The sequence below is a fragment of the Paenibacillus aestuarii genome (genome assembly GCF_027789125.1).
GTDB classification, from domain to species: Bacteria; Bacillota; Bacilli; order Paenibacillales; family NBRC-103111; genus Paenibacillus_E; species Paenibacillus_E aestuarii.
In genome coordinates this window covers 52,128-71,637 of sequence record NZ_JAQFVF010000023.1, presented here as the reverse complement: position 1 = coordinate 71,637, position 19,510 = coordinate 52,128, and the positions used below count along the sequence as shown (strand labels likewise).

Annotated in this window: 21 protein-coding genes and 1 other annotated feature; of the genes, 18 read left to right on the top strand and 3 right to left on the bottom strand. The window is 48.7% G+C overall.

The window, feature by feature from the left end:
• The first annotated feature begins 16 nt into the window (after positions 1–16).
• Genes O9139_RS08935 through O9139_RS08920 form a run of 4 tightly spaced genes read left to right on the top strand, consistent with a single transcriptional unit; the run spans position 17 to position 3,693 of the window.
• On the top strand, positions 17–970 hold the full coding sequence (locus O9139_RS08935; RefSeq protein WP_270879455.1) for a carbohydrate ABC transporter permease: 954 nt from the start codon (positions 17–19) through the stop codon (positions 968–970).
• 12 nt (positions 971–982) lie between these two features.
• On the top strand, positions 983–1,816 hold the full coding sequence (locus O9139_RS08930) for a carbohydrate ABC transporter permease (RefSeq protein ID WP_270879114.1): 834 nt from the start codon (positions 983–985) through the stop codon (positions 1,814–1,816).
• 15 nt (positions 1,817–1,831) lie between these two features.
• Positions 1,832–2,827: a Gfo/Idh/MocA family protein gene (locus O9139_RS08925; RefSeq protein WP_270879113.1), complete on the top strand. Its 996-nt coding sequence runs from the start codon at positions 1,832–1,834 to the stop codon at positions 2,825–2,827.
• Positions 2,824–3,693 carry a sugar phosphate isomerase/epimerase family protein gene (locus O9139_RS08920; protein ID WP_270879112.1) on the top strand — a complete coding sequence of 290 codons (870 nt, stop codon included), beginning with the start codon at positions 2,824–2,826 and terminating at the stop codon, positions 3,691–3,693. The genes O9139_RS08925 and O9139_RS08920 overlap by 4 nt, the downstream gene beginning before the upstream one ends.
• A gap of 54 nt (positions 3,694–3,747) precedes the next feature.
• Here O9139_RS08920 and O9139_RS08915 read toward each other — a convergent pair whose 3' ends face one another.
• Complete coding sequence (locus tag O9139_RS08915) at positions 3,748–5,001, bottom strand: ATP-binding protein (protein ID WP_270879111.1); 1,254 nt, start codon at positions 4,999–5,001, stop codon at positions 3,748–3,750.
• A 227-nt stretch (positions 5,002–5,228) separates the two neighbouring features.
• Here O9139_RS08915 and O9139_RS08910 point away from each other — a divergent pair, with 227 nt between their 5' ends.
• The 13 genes from O9139_RS08910 (at position 5,229) to O9139_RS08850 (ending at position 15,610) form a co-directional block, all read left to right on the top strand.
• On the top strand, positions 5,229–5,486 hold the full coding sequence (locus tag O9139_RS08910) for a hypothetical protein (protein WP_270879110.1): 258 nt from the start codon (positions 5,229–5,231) through the stop codon (positions 5,484–5,486).
• 175 nt (positions 5,487–5,661) lie between these two features.
• Positions 5,662–6,051 (top strand): cupredoxin domain-containing protein, encoded by a 390-nt coding sequence (locus tag O9139_RS08905; RefSeq protein WP_270879109.1) that lies wholly within the window; start codon positions 5,662–5,664, stop codon positions 6,049–6,051.
• A 109-nt stretch (positions 6,052–6,160) separates the two neighbouring features.
• Positions 6,161–6,463: a hypothetical protein gene (locus O9139_RS08900; protein ID WP_270879108.1), complete on the top strand. Its 303-nt coding sequence runs from the start codon at positions 6,161–6,163 to the stop codon at positions 6,461–6,463.
• Positions 6,464–6,610: 147 nt separating this feature from the next.
• Positions 6,611–7,888 carry a S1C family serine protease gene (locus O9139_RS08895; RefSeq protein ID WP_270879107.1) on the top strand — a complete coding sequence of 426 codons (1,278 nt, stop codon included), beginning with the start codon at positions 6,611–6,613 and terminating at the stop codon, positions 7,886–7,888.
• Positions 7,889–8,017: 129 nt separating this feature from the next.
• Complete coding sequence (locus tag O9139_RS08890; protein ID WP_270879106.1) at positions 8,018–8,926, top strand: aldo/keto reductase; 909 nt, start codon at positions 8,018–8,020, stop codon at positions 8,924–8,926.
• A gap of 16 nt (positions 8,927–8,942) precedes the next feature.
• A complete protein-coding gene (locus O9139_RS08885) occupies positions 8,943–9,467 on the top strand; it encodes a GNAT family N-acetyltransferase (protein ID WP_270879105.1) in 525 nt (174 codons plus the stop codon).
• Between the two features lie 87 nt (positions 9,468–9,554).
• Positions 9,555–9,821: a binding site (T-box leader), on the top strand.
• Between the two features lie 132 nt (positions 9,822–9,953).
• The gene (gene asd, locus O9139_RS08880) at positions 9,954–11,039 is read left to right on the top strand and encodes an aspartate-semialdehyde dehydrogenase (RefSeq protein WP_270879104.1); all 1,086 of its coding nucleotides are present in this window, start codon (positions 9,954–9,956) and stop codon (positions 11,037–11,039) included.
• Positions 11,040–11,335: 296 nt separating this feature from the next.
• Positions 11,336–11,800, top strand: a complete 465-nt coding sequence (gene lspA / locus O9139_RS08875; RefSeq protein WP_270879103.1) for a signal peptidase II — start codon at positions 11,336–11,338, stop codon at positions 11,798–11,800.
• 36 nt (positions 11,801–11,836) lie between these two features.
• Positions 11,837–13,063, top strand: a complete 1,227-nt coding sequence (locus tag O9139_RS08870) for an MFS transporter (RefSeq protein WP_270879102.1) — start codon at positions 11,837–11,839, stop codon at positions 13,061–13,063.
• 96 nt (positions 13,064–13,159) lie between these two features.
• Positions 13,160–13,513, top strand: coding sequence for an ASCH domain-containing protein (locus O9139_RS08865; RefSeq protein ID WP_270879101.1), 354 nt, complete (start codon positions 13,160–13,162; stop codon positions 13,511–13,513).
• 8 nt (positions 13,514–13,521) lie between these two features.
• Positions 13,522–13,956, top strand: a complete 435-nt coding sequence (locus O9139_RS08860; RefSeq protein WP_270879454.1) for a DUF2269 family protein — start codon at positions 13,522–13,524, stop codon at positions 13,954–13,956.
• A gap of 233 nt (positions 13,957–14,189) precedes the next feature.
• Positions 14,190–14,603, top strand: coding sequence for an RrF2 family transcriptional regulator (locus O9139_RS08855; RefSeq protein WP_270879100.1), 414 nt, complete (start codon positions 14,190–14,192; stop codon positions 14,601–14,603).
• A gap of 95 nt (positions 14,604–14,698) precedes the next feature.
• Complete coding sequence (locus tag O9139_RS08850; RefSeq protein WP_270879099.1) at positions 14,699–15,610, top strand: NAD(P)/FAD-dependent oxidoreductase; 912 nt, start codon at positions 14,699–14,701, stop codon at positions 15,608–15,610.
• Positions 15,611–15,667: 57 nt separating this feature from the next.
• Here O9139_RS08850 and O9139_RS08845 read toward each other — a convergent pair whose 3' ends face one another.
• Positions 15,668–17,284: a DUF5050 domain-containing protein gene (locus O9139_RS08845; RefSeq protein WP_270879098.1), complete on the bottom strand. Its 1,617-nt coding sequence runs from the start codon at positions 17,282–17,284 to the stop codon at positions 15,668–15,670.
• A gap of 198 nt (positions 17,285–17,482) precedes the next feature.
• On the opposite strand from O9139_RS08845, the gene O9139_RS08840 reads away from it, so the two are divergent.
• Positions 17,483–18,715 (top strand): MFS transporter, encoded by a 1,233-nt coding sequence (locus tag O9139_RS08840; protein ID WP_377526974.1) that lies wholly within the window; start codon positions 17,483–17,485, stop codon positions 18,713–18,715.
• Here the strand turns inward: O9139_RS08840 and O9139_RS08835 are convergent.
• Positions 18,712–19,485 carry a metallophosphoesterase family protein gene (locus O9139_RS08835; protein WP_270879096.1) on the bottom strand — a complete coding sequence of 258 codons (774 nt, stop codon included), beginning with the start codon at positions 19,483–19,485 and terminating at the stop codon, positions 18,712–18,714. The two genes, O9139_RS08840 and O9139_RS08835, sit on opposite strands and share 4 nt — an antisense overlap.
• Between the last annotated feature and the right edge of the window lie 25 nt (positions 19,486–19,510).

Genomic DNA, 19,510 nt, shown 5'->3' with positions numbered 1-19,510 from the left:
AGGGAGCCGATTGACTGTGACCGATACGGATAATCCGGCTTCAACGCTAACGGCTTCTGCAGGCGCCGTGAAGGTGAAAAAGACTCGCTTCGAAAAAAAGATCTCACTGTTCGGCTTCATCTTTGCCTTGCCTTGGATTCTCGGCCTGCTGCTTTTTCACGCCTACCCGCTTGTCATGTCCGCTTATTACAGCCTGACGACTTATAGCATCCTGGAGTCCGGCGATTTTATCGGCTTGAAAAATTATATCGATCTTATTCATGACCGGGTATTCTGGATCAGTATTTATAATACCTTGTACTATACGGTTATTTTTGTTCCGCTAAGCGTAGCCGTCGGCGTAGGATTAGCCCTGCTCTTGAACTTGAAAATACGTGGTCAGGGCATATACCGTACGCTCTTCTTCATCCCCAGCCTAGTCCCGCCTGTAGCCACGACCATCATCTGGCTATGGCTGCTGAATCCGCAGTTCGGGCTTGTGAACTTTTGGTTGGAAAAAATAGGTATTGATGGTCCGCCCTGGATTGGAAGTGAGACATGGTCGAAGCCATCGCTCATTCTGATGAGCTTATGGGGAACCGGGCAGGCGGTCGTCATTTATTTGGCAGGTCTGCAAGATATCCCTCAGGATTACTACGATGCCGCCAACGTGGATGGAGCCAGTGCCTGGCAGCGCACGAAGACGATCACCTTGCCGCTGTTGACGCCCGTCATCTTCTTTAACTTGATCATGGGCACGATCGGCGCTTTGCAAAACTTCGTGCTGCCTTTCATGCTCACGAACGGACAAGGCACGCCTGCCAACTCCATGATGTTCTACGTGATGTATTTGTACACGAACGGCTTCGGCTATTTGAAGATGGGGTATGCTTCGGCCATGGCCTGGATTCTGTTCTTGATTGTGGTCGCATTGACAGCGCTTATATTCAGTACTCAGAAGCGTTGGGTCCATTATCAAGGAAAAGAATAGGGGGTCATGTTCATGGGGAGCAACCGACTTGGAATTGTTCAAAGGCTATTTGCCCATTTGGTGCTCATTGCGATAGGCGCTTTCTTTCTGTCTCCGTTCTTATGGATGGTATCCACATCCTTGAAATCAAACAGCGAGCTGTTTCAATGGCCGCCGGTCTGGATACCGAGCGAGATGATGTGGAGCAACTACCCAGCTGCACTGGATTACATTCCATTCTACAAATATTTATCGAATACGCTGTTCATTGCAGGCTTATCAACATTCGCCGTCTTATTTTCCTGCCCGCTCGTCGCCTACAGCTTGGCTAGAATTCCATGGCGAGGGTCCAAACCGTTATTCGCCATCACCCTCATCGTCATGATGCTGCCTTACCAGGTGACCATGATTCCGATCTTTATCGCGTTCAAAAACTTCGGCTGGGTCGGGACGAATATTCCGCTGTGGCTGCCGGCATTTTTCGGAGCGCCGTTCTACATCTTTTTGCTTCGCCAGTTTTTCATGGGGCTGCCGAAAGAGCTGGAAGACGCCGCCCGGATCGATGGAGCTTCAGAGCTGCGCATTTACGGACAAATTATGCTTCCGCTGTGCCGTCCCGCTTTGCTGACAATTGCACTGTTTCAATTCATGGGCAGCTGGACGGATTATCAAGGCCCGCTGATCTATTTGTCCGAAGAGAGCCAGTACACGCTTATGCTGGGCATGCAGGCGTTCAAGTCGCAGCATGGCGCCGAATGGCAAATGATGATGGCAACGCTGGTCATGATCACTCTGCCCATTATCTTGCTTTATTTCTTGGTGCAAAGAGCATTTATTCGCGGAATTACATTTTCTGGAATTAAATAAGGAGGCACTCATTCAATGAGTCATATTCGGATAGGCATGATTGGCACCGGTGGAATTTCCCATTTGCACGGCCGACAGCTGCAAGAGCTTCCAGAAGTTGAGATTGTTGCACTTTGCGATACAAGCGAGGCCAACAGGGCTAAATTCGCAGTCCAATTTGATCTCCCCGACGTTTTGCATTTTACTGACTATGCGCAAATGTTGGAGGAAGCGGAGCTGGATGCGGTCGTCATTTGTTCTCCGCATACGCTGCACTTCCGGCAGGCGACTGATGCGCTGCAAATGGGGCTGCATGTGCTGATCGAAAAGCCGATGACCTGCTCATCCGCGGAAGCGGAGCAATTGATCAAGACGGCGGAGCAGTCCGGAAAAGTGATGCAGGTCTCTTATCAGCGCCATTTTCAGCCGGAATTTCTATACATTCGCGAGGCGATCGCCAGCGGTGAAATTGGCAAGCTGACTTCGGTCACCGCTTCGTTGTATCAGGAATGGAAGCAGGGAACGACCGGCTTGTGGCGGCAGGTGCCATCGCTCTCGGGAGGCGGTATGCTGATGGACTCCGGCAGCCATATCGTTGATATGCTTTTGTGGACGACAGGGTTGACACCGCTTGAAGTGAAACCGAATCTGCATATGCAAGGTGCACCGGTGGAGATTGACTCGTTCACATCCATCCGCTTTGCTGAAGGCGCTGTCGCCGGGTTGAATATCGTCGGTTATGCGCCGTGCTGGCATGAAACGTACGTATTCTGCGGAGAGAAGGGCGGCATCTTCTACGACAATGGCTCCATTACGATCCGCCGATTGGGACAGAAGCCGATTGTCCCTGAGCTGCCGAAGCAAACGACAAACCAGGATAAGAGCTTCATCGATGCCATTCTTGGCCGCCATGAAGTGAAGGTTCCGGGAACATTTGCCCTGAAAGTTGTGAAGCTCACGGAGATGATCTATTGTGCTGCCGGATATGAGCCGTTACTTCATGAAAAAGTTGAAGGAGAGAGCGCGCGATGACATGGCCAATTGGTATGCGCATTCCGCCGCATCTTCGCGCCGAAGGGATGGAGCAGGTCGCCCGCTGGGCAGCGGAAGCAGGGCTGGATGTGCTGGACGTCCCGGTGCTGAATGCGGAAGTTAAACAGATTTGTGAGGCAAGCGGCATCGGGATCGGATCAGTGGATGCGATTCATAACGGACCGCTGCTGAGCAAGGATGACGCCCGGCGCGAGCAAGCTGCAGAGGCGCTCAAGCAGCAGATGACTGAGGTCGCCGCACTCGGCGGGAACGTGCTGTTCATGTGCCTCGTGCCGGAAGATGTCACAATCCCGCGGCATGAAAGCTTCGCGATTTGGAAGGACACCTTCCCGGAGCTGATCCGCCATGCGGAGCACGAAGGCGTCTATATCGCCATCGAAGGCTGGCCGGGTCCCGCTCCGCATTATCCGACGATCGGCTGTACGCCGGAGATGTGGCGCGCGATGTTCGAAGCGATTCCGTCGCGGTACTTCGGCTTGAACTATGACCCGTCGCATCTGGTGCGGTTAGGGATTGATTATTTGCGCGCATTGACGGAATTTGGCGATCGCATTCATCATTGTCATGGCAAAGATACGGAGATTCTGCATGACGAGTTATATGCATGCGGCTCCTTGCCGGCGACTTTCGGAGCCAAATACGGGTTCTCCGAAGGCTCGTGGCGCTACACAATTCCCGGACACGGCGCTGTCGAGTGGAGCAAAATCGCTGTGCGTCTGGATCGTCTTGGCTATCAAGGCGCGATCAGTATCGAGCTGGAAGATCACCGCTTCTGGGGGACGCTGGCCAAGGAGCAGGAAGGAATTGTCAAGGCGCTTGCGCATTTGCGGCGGTATTTTGGGTAAAACCGCAAAAATAAGCCCGCAGACCGTTGAAATCGGCCTGCGGGCTCTTCGTCGTTACGTTATTCGCGGAAGATAGATGGAAAACTCGGTTCCCACGTCTAGTTCGCTCGTGATTTTTACTTTTCCGTGAAAATTGCGGATAATTTGCAGGCTGACCATCATGCCCAACCCTGTTCCGCTTTCTTTGAGCGAGTAAAAAGGAGCGCCTAGTTTATCAATTTGTTCCTTGGTCATGCCGATGCCTTGATCTTTGACGCAAATTTCAACGTACCTTTCGTCGTTCGAAAAGCAGGACAACCAGATCGTTCCGCCGCCTGGCATGGATTCTATCGCATTTTTCAATATGTTAATGAGCGATTGATTCAGTTTCTGGGGATTGGCTTCGATCCAGCAATTGTCTTCATAACGAGTCTGAATGGTGACGTTGTTCGAAATGGCGTAGCTTTGAATGAGATTCTCTACGCGACGCAGCTCCAAAGCGACATCGAAGCGCGTAAGATCCTGCGCAGCAGGCTTTCCGTAAGCTAATAAATCATCAATAATAGCATTGGCACGATCTAATTCCTCGATGGAGTAGCGGATGTATTGTTTGTTTTTTGCAGGTAGATGCGGCTCGTTCAGAAGCTGAAGAAAACCGCGCGTCACCTGCATCGGATTGCGAATTTCATGAGCAAACACGCTCGTTAACACACTGACAACCCGCAGCCGCTCAGCTTCCGACAGAAGCTGCTGATTCTTCAGAATGATTTCCCTGGTGAATTCATTCAAGGACGTGAAGAACCCGACAAAGATGAGGGTGGTTAGCAGATGGATGATCTGGATTTGAATAACTTCCCGTGAGATCGGATGAAATAAGAATCCGGTGAGAGAGCCGATTATGCTGTAATATGCCGATAAAAGAAGGACGATGCGAACCCTTTTATTTTTACTCGCGCTTATAAAATGCTTTTGAAAATATAGGAAAACCGGTAAACCAAAGAGCAGCGTAATAATCGTATTGTAAAAACCTAAGTCAACGCCGATGTACAAACGATAGAGGACAATTAATAGTGACAAAAATATGCCGGATTCCACGCCGCCATAAAGCGTACCGAGCAACATAGGGATAATACGGATATCGAGGCGATATTCGTCACCTACATAAGCCGGAAAAGTCATACATAAGAGGATGGCCGTGCCGAAGACGAAGGGCATAATCACTTTCAAACGCGTATTTCGTTCAAGTCGCTCGGCAAAAAAGATTTGAAAAGCAAACAATAAACAAGTAACAAGCGCCAATTGTAACAGAAAATCTTTAATAACAGTCATTCTTGTTCGATCACCTTTAAATGTAAGTGCTTGAAAAGCATCTTCTTCTATTGTCAATAAATTTCGACAGTGTAAAAGCAATCTCCTGCTTAGCATTCCGACTATTCTGATCGGTTACAAAAATTTGCAGCTATTTCCGAGAATATTACGTCATGTTGGTAGCTATTGTTGACTTTCCTAGTTCTGGAGCTTAATCTGAGGAAAAGTTCGGAAGGAATGCGGGACATATGGTAGAATGCCCTAAATGTAATAAAATCGTTGATTATCAACGATATTGTTCCAAATGCGGCGCCATCATCATCGAAACAGCTGAAGATCGCTTCAACGCGGCCGCGGATCTGATGCTGGGCGCTCTACAGACAGAACTGCAGACCAGAAAGAGAAAACGCCGAATGAAATATACGATGATAGGCGTTAGTGTTGCGGTTGTTTTGGCAGCTGCAGGTATTGTCTACACCTTTTTTGTCAAACATAAGCTGATGTAACCAAAAGAGCCTTGCTGCGCAAGTGAATGCGGCGGCTCTTTTTTTGCTCTATTCATAGAATGCTCAAATGTTTGTTTATAATATGTCATATATGAAGGCAGAGCTTTGCTGCCGAACCGTTATACTTAAAAGGAATACACGGATACAATGGAAAGAAGCTTAAGGAGATGTTGTTATGAAAAAGAAATGGAAATTAGCTTTCACGGCGGCGGGTTTAATCATAGGCGTAAGCGCGGCCCTTCTTATATATACTCAAGGTCGCCCTGATCCCGTGGATCCATTGTTGGCCGAGCAAGCTGCGGGTTACCAAGTTGCGACCGTACAAGTGACTGCAGACGGCTTTGTTCCGAATCATCTTGATTTGAAAGCCGGTGTCCCTGCGAAAATCAATTTCATCAAAACGACAGGGCTTACGTGCATCAAAAGCATGGCATCCACAGAACTAGGTCTGGACGTCCCGCTGGACAAGGGCAATAATATTGTAACTTTGGACCATGTACAGCCCGGTACTTACACCTACCACTGTGGAATGTATATGTACAATGGGACTTTTACGATAAACTAAGATGAACGCAGCCGCAAGGCTGCTTGCTGTTTAATTGGAGGCTGAGCTCAAGGTTAGTATGCCAAGCTGTTTTCAATTTAAATCTGTTCATGAAATGGAGATGGATGACATGGCTTTCGGGGTAACCAAGAGCGAATTGAACGCGTGGAAAAGTAAATGTGCGCAAGGAGAGATTGCTTTCTTGACGCATTATTGGCTGGATCCACGATTCAGCGGCGTTAAGACGGTAACCAAAGTAGGCTGCTGCGATGTCGACCGGCTGCAAGCGTGGTGTCGCGCCAATGGTCTGGATCCGGCTTACATCCATTACCGCGAGCAATATCCTCATTATGATTTAATCGGCAAGAAACAGGTCGAAATTTTAAAGAAAGAGGAACTCATCGATCATTTGCAGCGATTTAAATTAATTTGAACTTCAAGTTCTAAAGCATCTCTTCAGCGAATACTCAGTTAACTTTTAACTTATCATCAGCCTAATTTAAGTCTCGTTTCATGTTAGTTGTCTATGATAGTTACATCGGCACCACACAATAGACGCTAACGAAAGGCGGTATGACATATGACTGAACATAATAACATGAACGAAAATCGCAATGAAGAGATGAACCACATGATAAATTTAAAAGATATACAGGTAACGAACAAACCTCGAAGCTCGATGATGAGAACCGCTTTTGCGGCATTCATGGCTGGAGCGCTCGCCGTCGGCGGCTTGATGTACACTTCAGATAAATTGGATCTGTTTGGTGTAGATGGTCATAACGTTCAAACGAGTGCAGCGGCAGCCACAGCTAACACCACTGGCGGTGTGCAAACCGCATCGCTGAACAGCAATGGAACGAACAGTGTCGCACAAATTGCCAAAGCTTCAAGCCCTGCGATTGTTAAAATCGAAACAAAAATAAATCAGAAGAGCCAAGGAAATACGAGAAGAAATATGTTGGGGCAAGATTCGCAAAGTGGCGATACGATTGAGAATGGCATTGGCTCCGGGTTTATTTTTGACTCCAACGGCTATATTCTCACGAATGAGCACGTGATTGACGGTGCGGATGAAATTGACGTATACGTTCAGGGTTACGATACTCCGTTTACAGCGAAATTGCTAGGCAGCAGCTACGATCTGGACTTGGCGGTCCTTAAAATAGATGGTGATAAAGCATTCCCTTCTTTGAAAATTGGCAATTCGGACGATACGCAAATCGGCGACTGGCTTGTGGCGATCGGCAATCCGTATGATTTTGACTACTCCGTTACAACCGGCGTATTAAGCGCCAAAGAGCGGGAAATCAGCATCGACGATGAACAAGGCACGCGGAATTATAAGCATTTGCTGCAGACCGATACAGCGATTAATCCAGGGAACTCCGGCGGCCCGCTTCTCAATATGAATGGCGAAGTCATCGGGGTGAATACAGCTGTCAATTCGCAAGCGCAAGGCATGGGTTTTGCGATTCCGGCCAGCACCATCAACTCTGTGATCGATAAGCTGAAAAATAACGAAACGATTCCCAAAGAACCCGCTCCTTACATTGGAGTTGCTCTGCAGAATCTGACAAATGACATGCTGTCAGATTTAAAAATTAAAAGCACGAACGGTGCTGTCGTTGCCGAAGTCGTGGAAGGATCCCCGGCATTCGCGGCAGGCATCCGTCAATATGACGTGATTCAAGATGTTAACGGCAAAGCCATCGCCAATGCAGATGAACTGACCAAAGCCATTCAGTCTGCGGCTGTAGGCGATCAAATCAAATTAACGATCTCCCGTGACGGACAAACGAAGGAAGTCACCGTGAAAGTCGGGGATAAAAACACGGTGAAAAGCTATCAAGGCTAACAGTGGCGTGGATATATAAGGAATAGTATGGTACGATAAACGTAGATTGGATGGGAATGACTGCCGCTAGGCAGTCATTTGCTTTTTACTATGCGTTTAGACGGAAACATCGGATAGGAGGATGATTAGATGAAGCGCAATCGCTTAGGCAAATCGGATTTATTCGTCAGCGAAATCGGTCTTGGCTGCATGTCATTAGGAACGGAGGCAACCATAGCCATTCCGATCATTCATGAAGCCCTTGAGCAAGGGATCAATTTTCTCGATACGGCCGATCTCTATGATGCTGGCCGAAATGAAGAATTGGTGGGCCAAGCGATCCGCGGCCGGCGAAAGGATGTTATCATCGCGACGAAAGTCGGCAATCGGCGCGAGCCTGGTAAGGATGGCTGGACGTGGGACCCGTCCAAAGCTTATATTTTATCCGCTGTGAAGGAGAGTTTAAGAAGGCTCGGGACGGACTACATCGACTTATATCAGCTCCATGGAGGCACGCTGGAAGATCCGATGGACGAGACGATCGAAGCCTTCGAACAGCTGCAGCGGGAAGGACTCATCAGGCATTATGGCATTTCCTCCATAAGGCCGAATGTCATTCGCGAATACGTCCGCCGCTCCGGCATCGTTAGCGTCATGAACCAGTACAGCATCCTCGACCGCCGCGCCGAGGAGGAGGTTCTGCCGCTGCTGGGAGCGCACGAGATCGGACTGATTGCGCGCGGGCCGCTCGCCGGCGGCATCCTTACAGCAGGCGGGGAGCGCAAGACGCAGCGCGACTACCTGGACTACAGCCAGGCGGAACTGCCGGCCTTGCGGCGCAGCCTGCTGGACATCGCCGGCTCCGCACGTACGCTGGAGCAGACGGCCATCCGCTACGTGCTAAGCGACCCGGCGGTCAGCGTCGTCATTCCCGGCGCCAGCAGCCTGGAACAGCTGAGAAGCAATCTATCGGCTGCCGGTGCTGTGCCGCTAACGGCCGCAGAACGCCAAGCCATTCAAGCCGCTTCACGCGCTAACCGATACACGGCTCACCGATAATGGAGGTGCGCCTGGTATGATCGCAGATTTTGATGCAGAATGGCATATACGCCGTCTAGCGCATGAAGATGTGCCGCTGGTGCGCGCACTTATGCTAGACGTTATTTCGCGGCTGCCTGAACCGGATCATTTTGCTATGGATGATGAACCGTATTTGCACCACCATGTGGAAGAGCAGGGCGAAATCTTTGGCGCTTTTTTGCATGATCAGCTTGTCGCCTATTCGGTTCTGGCATTTCCCGGTACGTCGGAAAAAAACTTGGCGCGGGAGTTTGGCGTCCCGGAGGAAGAATTACCTTACGTCGGCGTTTTAGATGCTACGGTTGTCCATGAAACGGCGCGCGGACGGGGGCTGCAGCGGCATTTCCATGAAGTTCGTGAGCAGCGGGCTTGTGAGCGCGGGTGTCTGTATTTGTACTCGACTGTACATCCTGATAATCGCCCAAGTCGGCTGAACCTGGAAGCAGCTGGATTTGTCCGACAATTCACCCGCCTCATGTATGGCGGCAAGCTCAGGCATTGCTACGCCAAACGGTTATAGGACCTTCAAGAACATCCGCACATTTTTAAAAAATTTTAAAAATTGTATTTACCTGATTAAAGTTATTTGATAAAATAACTCCAACATTCAAATGCGGTGAAGAGACGAGTAAATAATTGAAATCTTTCACAGAGAGCTCCGTCAGCTGAAAAGGAGTAAAGAAATCTTTATTGAAGAAAAACTCAGAGCAGCACACCGGAACCCGAAGTAGCGGGGGATGGTGTGACAGGAGCTCCTGTTACAGAGCTAAAGTATAAGCATTAGTATGATAATGCCGTACTTGAAGAGGCCCATATGGCGACATATCGGCGAATCTGGGGTGGTACCACGAGTATACAAAATCTCGTCCCTAAGACTGACATAAGTCTTGGGGGTGGGATTTTTTTTGTTACTGTCCATATGGCAGGAATGGGACGCAAGCGGTGCACCAAATGAAACGGTTTGAATAGTTAGTTAGAGACCCTATGGAAAGGATTTGAATATCAGATGACAGCGAAGTTGAAGGTTGGTATTGTTGGAGGAACGGGTATGGTGGGTCAGCGTTTTGTACAGCTGCTCGATCAGCACCCATGGTTTCAAGTAACGGCGATTGCGGCTAGCAGCGGTTCCGCAGGCAAAACATATGAAGAGTCTGTGCAAGGCAGATGGAAAATGTCCGGTGCCATTCCGGAAGAGGTCAGACATATTATTGTGCAAGATGCATCCAAAGTGGAAGAGGTCGCCGCTGATGTCGACTTTATTTTCTGCGCGGTCGATATGAAGAAAGAGGAGATTAAGGCGTTGGAAGAAGCCTACGCTAAAACGGGCACGCCGGTCATTTCCAATAACTCGGCTCATCGCTGGACACCTGATGTCCCAATGATTATTCCTGAAATTAACCCAAGTCATATGGGTGTTATTGAAGCTCAGCGCAAAAGACTTGGCACGGCTACAGGATTCATTGCTGTGAAGCCGAATTGCTCCATTCAGAGCTATGTGCCGGCGCTTCATGCTCTGCTTGATTTCAAGCCGACCAAAGTCGTGGCTTCGACTTATCAGGCGATTTCCGGGGCAGGCAAAAACTTCACGGATTGGCCGGAAATGCTGGACAATATCATCCCGTTCATTGGCGGCGAGGAAGAAAAAAGCGAGCAGGAGCCGCTGCGTATCTGGGGCAGCGTTGTAGGTGATGAGATTGTCAAAGCGAGCGCGCCTTTGATCACAACGCAATGCATTCGCGTGCCGGTGACAGATGGTCACTTGGCTACGGTGTTCGTTTCCTTTGAGAACAAACCGTCCAAAGCAGAGATTTTGGATCGCTGGTACAACTTCAAAGGTCGTCCGCAAGAACTGGGACTGCCAAGCGCGCCTAAACAGTTCATCACCTATTTTGAAGAAGAGAACAGACCGCAAACTCGTCTGGATCGCGAGATCGAGCGTGGTATGGGCGTTTCGGCGGGCCGTTTGCGTGAGGACTCTTTATACGATTTTAAATTTGTCGGACTATCGCATAACACATTGCGCGGAGCAGCCGGCGGCGCCGTTCTGATTGCTGAACTGTTGAAAGCGGAAGGGTATATCCAAGCTAAATAAAGAAGTTATTTCGTTCATAAAAAAAGCAATCCCCTTACGCTTGAAAAATTAAGGTGGATTGCTTTTTCTTTATAAAGAAAAGTTGCTGTATAGCGATTAAGACAACTTGCACCATACTCGATCCTCAAGCCGTCCGACTTTGCCCACGGAAATTTCTATCCGCGTGAAAAAAACGCTTGTAAGTGGGCAAAACCTAACTACTGCCGCTCATCACCGGTACTGACTCAACTTACTCTCCCGAGATTTAATTGTGATATACTGAAGATTCATAGACGGAAGGGAGGAAAGTGGGCGTCATGCTATTTTATCTCATAGCTGGATTGGTAGTTGTCATTGATCAAGTATCTAAATATTTAATTCGAACATATGTTCAGGTTGGTGAAACGATCACCTATTGGCATTTGAATCTCACCCATTACGAGAATAGCGGTATGGCGCGCAGCATGTTTCAAGGGTACAGCCGATTATTTGCTGTGATTGCCGTCTTGTTCGTCATTGGCGTTCTTTATTACCGCCGATCCTGGAAACTGCAAGGCAAATGGCTGGACATTGGGCTTGCTTTTCTCGTTGGTGGCGCAGTTGGCAATGGGATTGACCGGATCATATTTGGACAAGTGACTGATTTTTTAATATCCCGTTCAGGTCGCGGCATTCTTAATTTGGCAGATCATGCGATTAATATCGGCGTTCTGTTCGTCATTATCCATGGTTGTATTCACTTCTTGCAAACGAAGCTGCGCAGCAGCAGGCTTGAAGAGTGATTTCGCGCCAAAAGTTATTGAAAAAGGAGATTACATATGGATCATTCCTTGCTTCGGAACCGAACGTTCATGTATATGATGATCGGTGAAGCTATCCAAGGCGGCGGGATTTGGACCAGCATCATCGCCAACTTGCAATTTATGCAGAACCATGTCCCGTCAGATTTGGGCAAAAGCTTAATTTTGATGTGCGGGCTTTTTCTCGGCGTATTGATTTCGCCACAGGCTGGCGTATGGGCAGACCGCTATGATAAGAAGAAAATTTTATTTATTTCAGGCCTGGTACGTTGTCTTGCGCCAATTGTCATGTTCGCGGCAATTCGATTCGAGTCCGTCGCTCTTATGCTTCTTTCTGTCGTCATCATGCAATTGGCCGCCACGGTGTACATGCCGACTGTTCAAGCCGCATTGCCTGCGGTCGTTCCCGCTTCCAAGCTGCTCAAAGCGAACAGCATCAACTTCAATGTCACGACGATCGCGAGAATCGGCGGCACGGCTATCGCAGGCATTTTGGTCGTTGTCATGAATTTGTATACGGTTTATGCGATGTCACTCGTTTTTTATGCCTTCCTCGTCCTGTTGATTACCAGGTTGAATATTCCGAAACATGCGGAAGGCAGTCCAGGCAAAAAACAGGAGAAAATCAAGTTCTCGGAGATGTTCCCGCTAATTCGCCAAGAGACATCGATCCTGATTGCCTTGATCAACAGCGGTGTCATCACGTTATTTCTCGGCGGTTTTAACTTGCTCGTCTTGAAGTTTAGTCAAATCCAGCATAAGCCAGAGTTGATGGGGTGGATTTACTCGATTGAAGGATCCAGCATTCTGGTGGTCGGCTTGTTCGCCAAACGTCTGATCGGTACGCGCAATTTGGTGATCAGCTCGACACTGTTCATGCTGTTGTTTGCACTTGCTTTTGCCGGAATGTCCTTTAGTGAGAACAGCTATGCGGTACTCAGTTCTTTTGTCTTATTTGGCTGCGCGGTCGCCTTCTTCTTCCCGATGGTGTCGACTTTATTTCAAATCAAAGTGCCGCGAGAAACGCAAGGCCGCTTCTTCTCCTTCCGGGGCATGCTGGACCGCGTCATGTTTCAGGTAGCTTTGCTTGCGACGGGTGCGTGCTTGGATTGGCTCGGCATCTCCGCCTTCATGGTGATTCTGGCTATCGTAACGATCCTAAGCGGACTGGTCACGCTGCTCGTTGCTAAGCGCAAAGGGGTAGACGTTCGCCAGCCATTCGTGGGTGAGACGGCAAAAGGTTAAGGGAACATTTGTTCTCTAGTTTGTGTATAGAGCAAATTTCCAATTTGCTGCAATTTATGATAAAGTGGGTTGACGATATGAAGGAGGAACAATACCGTGTCACAACCAACAGATTCCAACTCTTTGCCACCCAAAACATGTACAATTGAGCGATTAGTCACCTTGCCCGCCGATGTAGAGAAAGTCATTCAAGGGCGCAAAACAGCCACACGCCGCAACGGCCGCTATGCCGATGTGGGAGAAATCATGACGCTTGAAGGCCATGAATTCGTGGTGGAGAACGTATATTCGCAATCGCTTGGTGAATTAACCGAGGACAATGCGAAGCAAGAGGGGTATGCCGACCTCGAAGCGTATAAGCAATCCATCCTGTCGATGCATCCTGGCATGCCTTGGTTGCCGCAGATGAAAGTATGGGTGCATGAGTTCCGGCCGGTTTCACAGAAATAAACGTGATCATTCTGCATAACCTTTTGCTCTATGTGCACATTCTTAGTGCCATTGTCTCGATCGGCCCGTTTTTTGTCCTGCTGCCGACCGCCAAGAAATTGGCTACGGCAGAGGGGGCTGAGCAAGAGGCCTATCTGCTGACATTCAGATTTGCGATCCGGTTGGCGAAACATACAGGCCACATATTGGTCGTATCCGGCATCTTACTTGCCGTCATGGGATCATGGTCGTGGAATACGCCATGGATTGTTATGACGGTGCTTATTTTGCTTAGTTCATTATTTTTTCTGGCTCGCGCTTTTTCACCGAAGCTAAGAAAACTTAATGAACCGGGGCAGGATAAACAGCAGATCGTTCGAGCGCTGCAGCGCTCGATCTGGATTTATCTATTTCTTTTATTAATGATGCTTTGGTTTATGGTGACCAAGCCTTCGCTGTGGTAATATTGGGTGAGAAAGCCGCATAAATTGCGGCTTTTTTTTATGAAAGCAGAACTACTCATCACACGAAATGATCGTATTTAGTTAGAATTAGGCTTGATCCAAGATAGCCAGTGGCCCGGTAGAGGGTCATGAAAGTTTTGTGCCTTAATCTTCAGCTGATTGCTTTTGCTTGACAGTTCGGTTGCAATGTGGCTATTATAGACACATGATATCTATGATTGGTGGCGAAAAAGATGAAATTTTCCAAAGCGACGAACTATGCGCTTCATACGATGTTATATTTGATGGCTTTTGCGCCGGATAAGCCCGTAGGCGTGCTGCAGTTGGCTGATGCGCAGAGCGTATCCCCGACGTATTTGTCAAAAATACTGACGAAGCTTGTGAAGGCGGGACTCATTGAGTCTGCATCCGGTGCTAACGGGGGATATCGGTTGAAGGGTAAGAAAGAGGACATTTCCTTTCTGGACATCATTCATGCGGTGGAAGGCACTGTTTCGCTATTCGAATGCTGTGGCAGCGAAGATTCCCAGTGCCTGATACATCAGACGATGCTGGCGGCCGAGGTAGCCATGGAGCAGCATCTAAAGAAGACCAAGATGACGGATATAGCCGTTCAAGCAGCGAAAAGTTCAAATTTTGCAAAGTGACTATGATGAAGTAGGCTTTGCTTCTTTTTTGTAACTATTATGGATATCATGAGTCTTTAATATCTCAGTTAAGTTCAGTTGAAGGGATGGATGTTATGATTTACGATTGTGCAATTATAGGTGGCGGGCCAGCGGGGTTAAATGCAGCATTGGTGCTTGGCAGAGCGCGAAGGAGCGTAGTGCTGCTGGATAACGGTGTGCCGAGGAACGGTGTGACACATGCATCGCATGGTTTTATTACGCGAGACGGCATTGAGCCTGGGGAATTTCGCCGCATTGCCATCGAGGAGGTGCTGAAATACCCTGGCGTCGAGCATCGGCAAACGAAGGTGACCGATGTTCGCAAGGACGATCAAGGGTTCATCGTCAGCACCTCGTCGGGTGTGCAAGTGCAGGCTAGTAAGCTGATATTGGCTGCAGGACTGAGGGAGGAGCTTCCTGAGATTGAGGGCATTCGTGAGTTTTATGGGATAAGTTTGTTTCAGTGCCCGTTTTGCGACGGTTGGGAGCTGCGTGACCAAAAGTTAGTCATCGTATCGGATGAACCGACTGTCTTTCATAAGGCTAAACTGCTAATCAATTGGAGCCGCGATTTGATCGTCTGTACGAATGGCCGAGATATTCTTACGTCGGAGCAGCGGGAGCAGCTGGTTTCGCGATCGATCCGGATCGTGGATGTGCCTATTGCGTCTTTTACCGGGCAGAATGGCATGCTGGAACGCGTGAATTTCGCGGATGGCACACAGATCGAGTGCAGCGGCGGTTTTGTAGATGCCGTTCTGCTGCCCAATGCCAAATTCGAAGCAGCGCTTGGCTATGAAACGGCCATGAACGGCGGGATTGTTACCGATGAGATGGGCCGAACTACCGCTGCCGGCGTTTATGCGGCAGGGGATTCGGCCTATGTGATGCCATCGCAATTAATTTATGCCGCCGCCTCGGGCAGCAAGGCGGCGATGGCCGTTATGGCAGACCTGACGGAAGAAAATTGGCAGGCACATGAATGAGCGGGCAAAAAGCCCCGCTCGCCGCTCTGCCCGCCCATTAACAGAACGAATGTTCTGTTAATCCTCCTGCGTGGCGCGTGCACCTAACGACACAACCAAGTGATCCTCAGTCGTCGTCATCACAATCTGGCCATCATGGATAAAGAGGCTGGAAATCGGCTCCGCCATTTTCGCCAGCAGCTTGCCCGATGGATCCAAAATGATCAATCCCTCATATCGACCGTTCGCAGGCGTGCAGATCAGCCAATTATTTATGGCCTCAACACTTTGCAGTGCATCGGGCAAAATCTGCTTATCGTCACCGTCGGCCATTGCCTTGAACAAATGATTGGCCCCTTGCTCATCAAGGGATAAGTAGTAGAGATTGCCTTCGGCGCTAATATACCAACTGGTCGCTTTACGAGCCGACCGCTTGCTCTCGTTCGTTCCATCCAGATTGAAACTGTATATATAACTGTCATCCTGCTTGATGTAGTAAAGCTCGTTTCCGCGCACCGCAAATTGGCTAACGGCGTCTCGGACCACTTTGACGGTTTGATTCGTCGTTACATTCACCTTATAAATATAGTTCATCATGTTGTTGGCATAACCGGTTTCGGAAGCCAACACATAAACATCGTTCCCCCTTACTGCCGAGGATGTGCCTCTTGCAAAGCTTGTTGCGCCACCGTCTGGGGTATGCCATCCATACAAAAAATTCGGATTCCCGATCGATTTGGCTTCATGAGTACCTGCATGATCTTGAGGTATTAGCCATAAATTATTGCTGCTCGGCGGTACGGAATAATCCACGATAACAGTGCCAATGGCTGCATCCTCAAAATTCAAATAACCACGGTGCTCGATTGACCCGTGGCCGTTCGGAGCAATTTTGCCGTATTCATCATGCCCCATAATGCCGCCGCCTAGATGAAAGTTGAACCATAGTTCATCATCATTTCTGAGCTCAAAGCCCATCATCTTTTGTAAGCCATAAGCGGTTTCGATATCATACGTGTAGACGAGTTCACGGGCATGTAAATCGTTAACAGGTGCTCGATAAATTTCATTCTTGCTGCCATTTGTCAGCGTATAGTAGTAATAGCCTTTATACAGAGCGACGCTGTTCGCTCCAGCTTCTGCCGGCAACCCGATTTGCTCAAGCTGCGGATTATCGGAATCAATGGTCAGTCCCTCAGCAGCATCCCACGTATAGTTCCAACCGAATTGGTCATGGGCGTACGCCCAGGTTAAAGGGAAATAAGTTACATCCTTATAGGTCAATAACGGGTATTCCTGCTTCGCGTTATTAACAGGATGACCATTGACTGTAATGTCGAAAGAGGCAATGGAAGCTCTATTGCTTACCGCATTCTTTTTATCCGACTCGTATGTATGATACGCAGCGGTCACCTGATCTTTTTGAATCGCCAACCCGTTCTCCGCAGACCATGTGGACACTAAACCGAGCATTCGGCTATCAAAATAAGTCATCGGGAAATAAGTAATGTCTTTGTATACCAGCAGGGGATACTGCCGATATGGATTGTCTACGACATGTCCGTTAAGCTTAACTTGAAAATTGGGCAAGGTCACTTTCACACTTGACTCTGCAGCATGGCCTCCGGCGGGAAGCATCATCCAGCATGCGCCAATGACTAGGCTAAGCAGGCTAATCTTTTTCCGATTGCTCACTAAATCAGCTCCTAACGATTCCATTTGGAAAATAAATCCATATCCCTCGCATAAGTAGACGCAGTGGAAGTGCAAAAGTTGCTGAGATCCTTTCGTCCACATGCAGGAAATGAGTCCCTTTAAATCGAAGTGAGCATACATGGCGCTTGGAGAGCGCTTCCAAAGAAAAATACCGCACAGGTTGATAAACGTGGAGGGATGAACTTGTTTAGGAGTATCCAGGGGAATGCCAGAGGCTGTTTGCTGTACGAACCGCTGTTTATTTTGCCTTACAGCATGATTACGACGTATGTGTCGGTATATATGTATGAACTGGGTGTCAATGAATGGCAGATCGGTTTCATAACGTCGCTGGGGCTTATTTTGCAAATTTTCACATCGTTTATTAGTGGGTATTTGACGGACCGGTTGGGCAGACGCAAGGCGCTGCTTTATTACGATCTTCTAAGCTGGAGTATCCCGACACTCATTTGGGCGCTATCGCAAAATTTCTGGTACTTTCTGATTGCGGCCGTGTTCAATAGCTTTCTTCGTGTTCCCAACACGGCTTGGTATTGTCTATTAGTCGAGGACACGGAGCCGAAGGATCGCTCGATTATTTTTCGCATTCTGCAAATCATTGGCGTGATTGGCGGTTTATTTGCGCCGCTCGCCGGGCTGTTAGTGCATCATTTTACACTGGTCCCTGCCGTGCGTATTCTTTATATCGTTTTTTGCATAAGCGTCACCGTGATGTTCATTGCCCGTAACTATGCGACCCATGAAACGGAGATCGGGCTGCGGAAAATGAAAGAAAATACGACCGTGAGGCTAAGGGACAGCTTAAGCGAGTATATCGATGTGATGAAGACTGTCTTGTCCAACCGTACGTTAATGACGGTTTTCGGTGTATATATTTGTTTCAACTTTCAAATTACGTTGCAAAATACGTATCTATCACTTTACCTGGTGGAAGCTTTGAAAATCAGCGATGCCTTGATCGGGATCTTTCCGGCGATTTCTTCCGCAGCGATGCTCGCTTTGATTTTCCTGATCATTCCGCGCTTTCAAGAGAAAAAAGCCCGCCAGTATATGATTATGGGCTTTGCGCTGGCGATTGCTTCCAAATGCCTGCTGATTGCGGCGCTGCCAGGGCAGATCGTTCCGGTCATTCTCAGCACGATGTTGGCAGCCTCGGGGAGCATTATTGCGAGCCCATATCTGGAAGCCGTCGTGGCGAATGCCATCGATGATGAACACCGGGCGAAAATGTTTTCCATTTTGCAAGTGCTTGTGCTGCTGTTTATTTCGCCTTCAGGCGTCATAGGGGGATGGGCTTACGCCTTGGATCCACGCTTGCCTTTTATGTTGATTATCCTCGCCTTTGCCGCAAGTATTGCGCTGATCATTAGTTTGATCCGCAAAGAAAAGAATCCGGTCGTTGAAGCTTAAGCCTGCACATGCCTGACCACGATGCCGGCTTGCCGGTTGCGAAAGACGATGGACGCATCATAGTAGCCCCGGATGAAGCCGGTCTCATCCGTTGGGCATTTGTAGGCGCCCGAGCAGCCGCAGACGTAATACTGAGTAAATGGGAATCCCGGATAAATATGTTCCTGCTTAGCACAAAACAAATGCGCGTGATGCGTAAAAATAGCAAGCACTTTATTACGGACATGAGGTGGAATCGCTTCGAAAAAGCGGTCTGTCTCCTGCTGCGAGATCATTTGCGAGGAATCAATGCTGATACCGTTAACGCGTAACGGCCAATGGCAGTTGATAATATAGTAAGAGTTGGCATCCAGTCCTTTGAGTAAACTTAAACTCGCCTGACTAAATCTCCCAATTGCGTTATCCAGCCATACATATTTGACCCGCCCCTGTGTTCCGGGAAACGTCATGATGCCATAGACGTCGCCAAGATATCTGCGGAACAAACCTCTCGTATTTGTCTCCCAGTTGCCGATCGACGCTTTGTATCTGATTTTTCTCGGGCCCAGCACTTCAGTAACGGTTTCTTTGAACGCCAAATAATCCGCCTCGGCCGACGCCCCTGAAGAGCCATGCTTATTATCGCCTCCGAAAATAACAAACCTTTTATTGCCGGTTCGCACAGCTTCCATGAGTATGTGTTTAAACGTGGGCAGACTTGTCGGATACCCGATATGACTGTCGCCGATAACCGCGAAACGGACAATCCGCGCACCCGATAGACCTCTCATTGAACATCACCTGCTAGTAACTTAT

What these genes read in the sequence shown, in the direction of transcription:
- O9139_RS08920 (WP_270879112.1), top strand. Translation starts at nt 2,824, where the DNA reads ATGACATGGCCAATTGGTATGCGCATTCCGCCGCATCTTCGCGCCGAA.
- O9139_RS08900 (WP_270879108.1), top strand. Translation starts at nt 6,161, where the DNA reads ATGGCTTTCGGGGTAACCAAGAGCGAATTGAACGCGTGGAAAAGTAAA.
- O9139_RS08885 (WP_270879105.1), top strand. Translation starts at nt 8,943, where the DNA reads ATGATCGCAGATTTTGATGCAGAATGGCATATACGCCGTCTAGCGCAT.
- O9139_RS08890 (WP_270879106.1), top strand. Translation starts at nt 8,018, where the DNA reads ATGAAGCGCAATCGCTTAGGCAAATCGGATTTATTCGTCAGCGAAATC.
- O9139_RS08870 (WP_270879102.1), top strand. Translation starts at nt 11,837, where the DNA reads ATGGATCATTCCTTGCTTCGGAACCGAACGTTCATGTATATGATGATC.
- lspA (WP_270879103.1), top strand. Translation starts at nt 11,336, where the DNA reads ATGCTATTTTATCTCATAGCTGGATTGGTAGTTGTCATTGATCAAGTA.
- O9139_RS08930 (WP_270879114.1), top strand. Translation starts at nt 983, where the DNA reads ATGGGGAGCAACCGACTTGGAATTGTTCAAAGGCTATTTGCCCATTTG.
- O9139_RS08835 (WP_270879096.1), bottom strand. Translation starts at nt 19,485, where the DNA reads ATGAGAGGTCTATCGGGTGCGCGGATTGTCCGTTTCGCGGTTATCGGC.
- O9139_RS08905 (WP_270879109.1), top strand. Translation starts at nt 5,662, where the DNA reads ATGAAAAAGAAATGGAAATTAGCTTTCACGGCGGCGGGTTTAATCATA.
- O9139_RS08910 (WP_270879110.1), top strand. Translation starts at nt 5,229, where the DNA reads ATGGTAGAATGCCCTAAATGTAATAAAATCGTTGATTATCAACGATAT.
- O9139_RS08855 (WP_270879100.1), top strand. Translation starts at nt 14,190, where the DNA reads ATGAAATTTTCCAAAGCGACGAACTATGCGCTTCATACGATGTTATAT.
- O9139_RS08850 (WP_270879099.1), top strand. Translation starts at nt 14,699, where the DNA reads ATGATTTACGATTGTGCAATTATAGGTGGCGGGCCAGCGGGGTTAAAT.
- asd (WP_270879104.1), top strand. Translation starts at nt 9,954, where the DNA reads ATGACAGCGAAGTTGAAGGTTGGTATTGTTGGAGGAACGGGTATGGTG.
- O9139_RS08840 (WP_377526974.1), top strand. Translation starts at nt 17,483, where the DNA reads ATGAACTTGTTTAGGAGTATCCAGGGGAATGCCAGAGGCTGTTTGCTG.
- O9139_RS08895 (WP_270879107.1), top strand. Translation starts at nt 6,611, where the DNA reads ATGACTGAACATAATAACATGAACGAAAATCGCAATGAAGAGATGAAC.
- O9139_RS08925 (WP_270879113.1), top strand. Translation starts at nt 1,832, where the DNA reads ATGAGTCATATTCGGATAGGCATGATTGGCACCGGTGGAATTTCCCAT.
- O9139_RS08915 (WP_270879111.1), bottom strand. Translation starts at nt 5,001, where the DNA reads ATGACTGTTATTAAAGATTTTCTGTTACAATTGGCGCTTGTTACTTGT.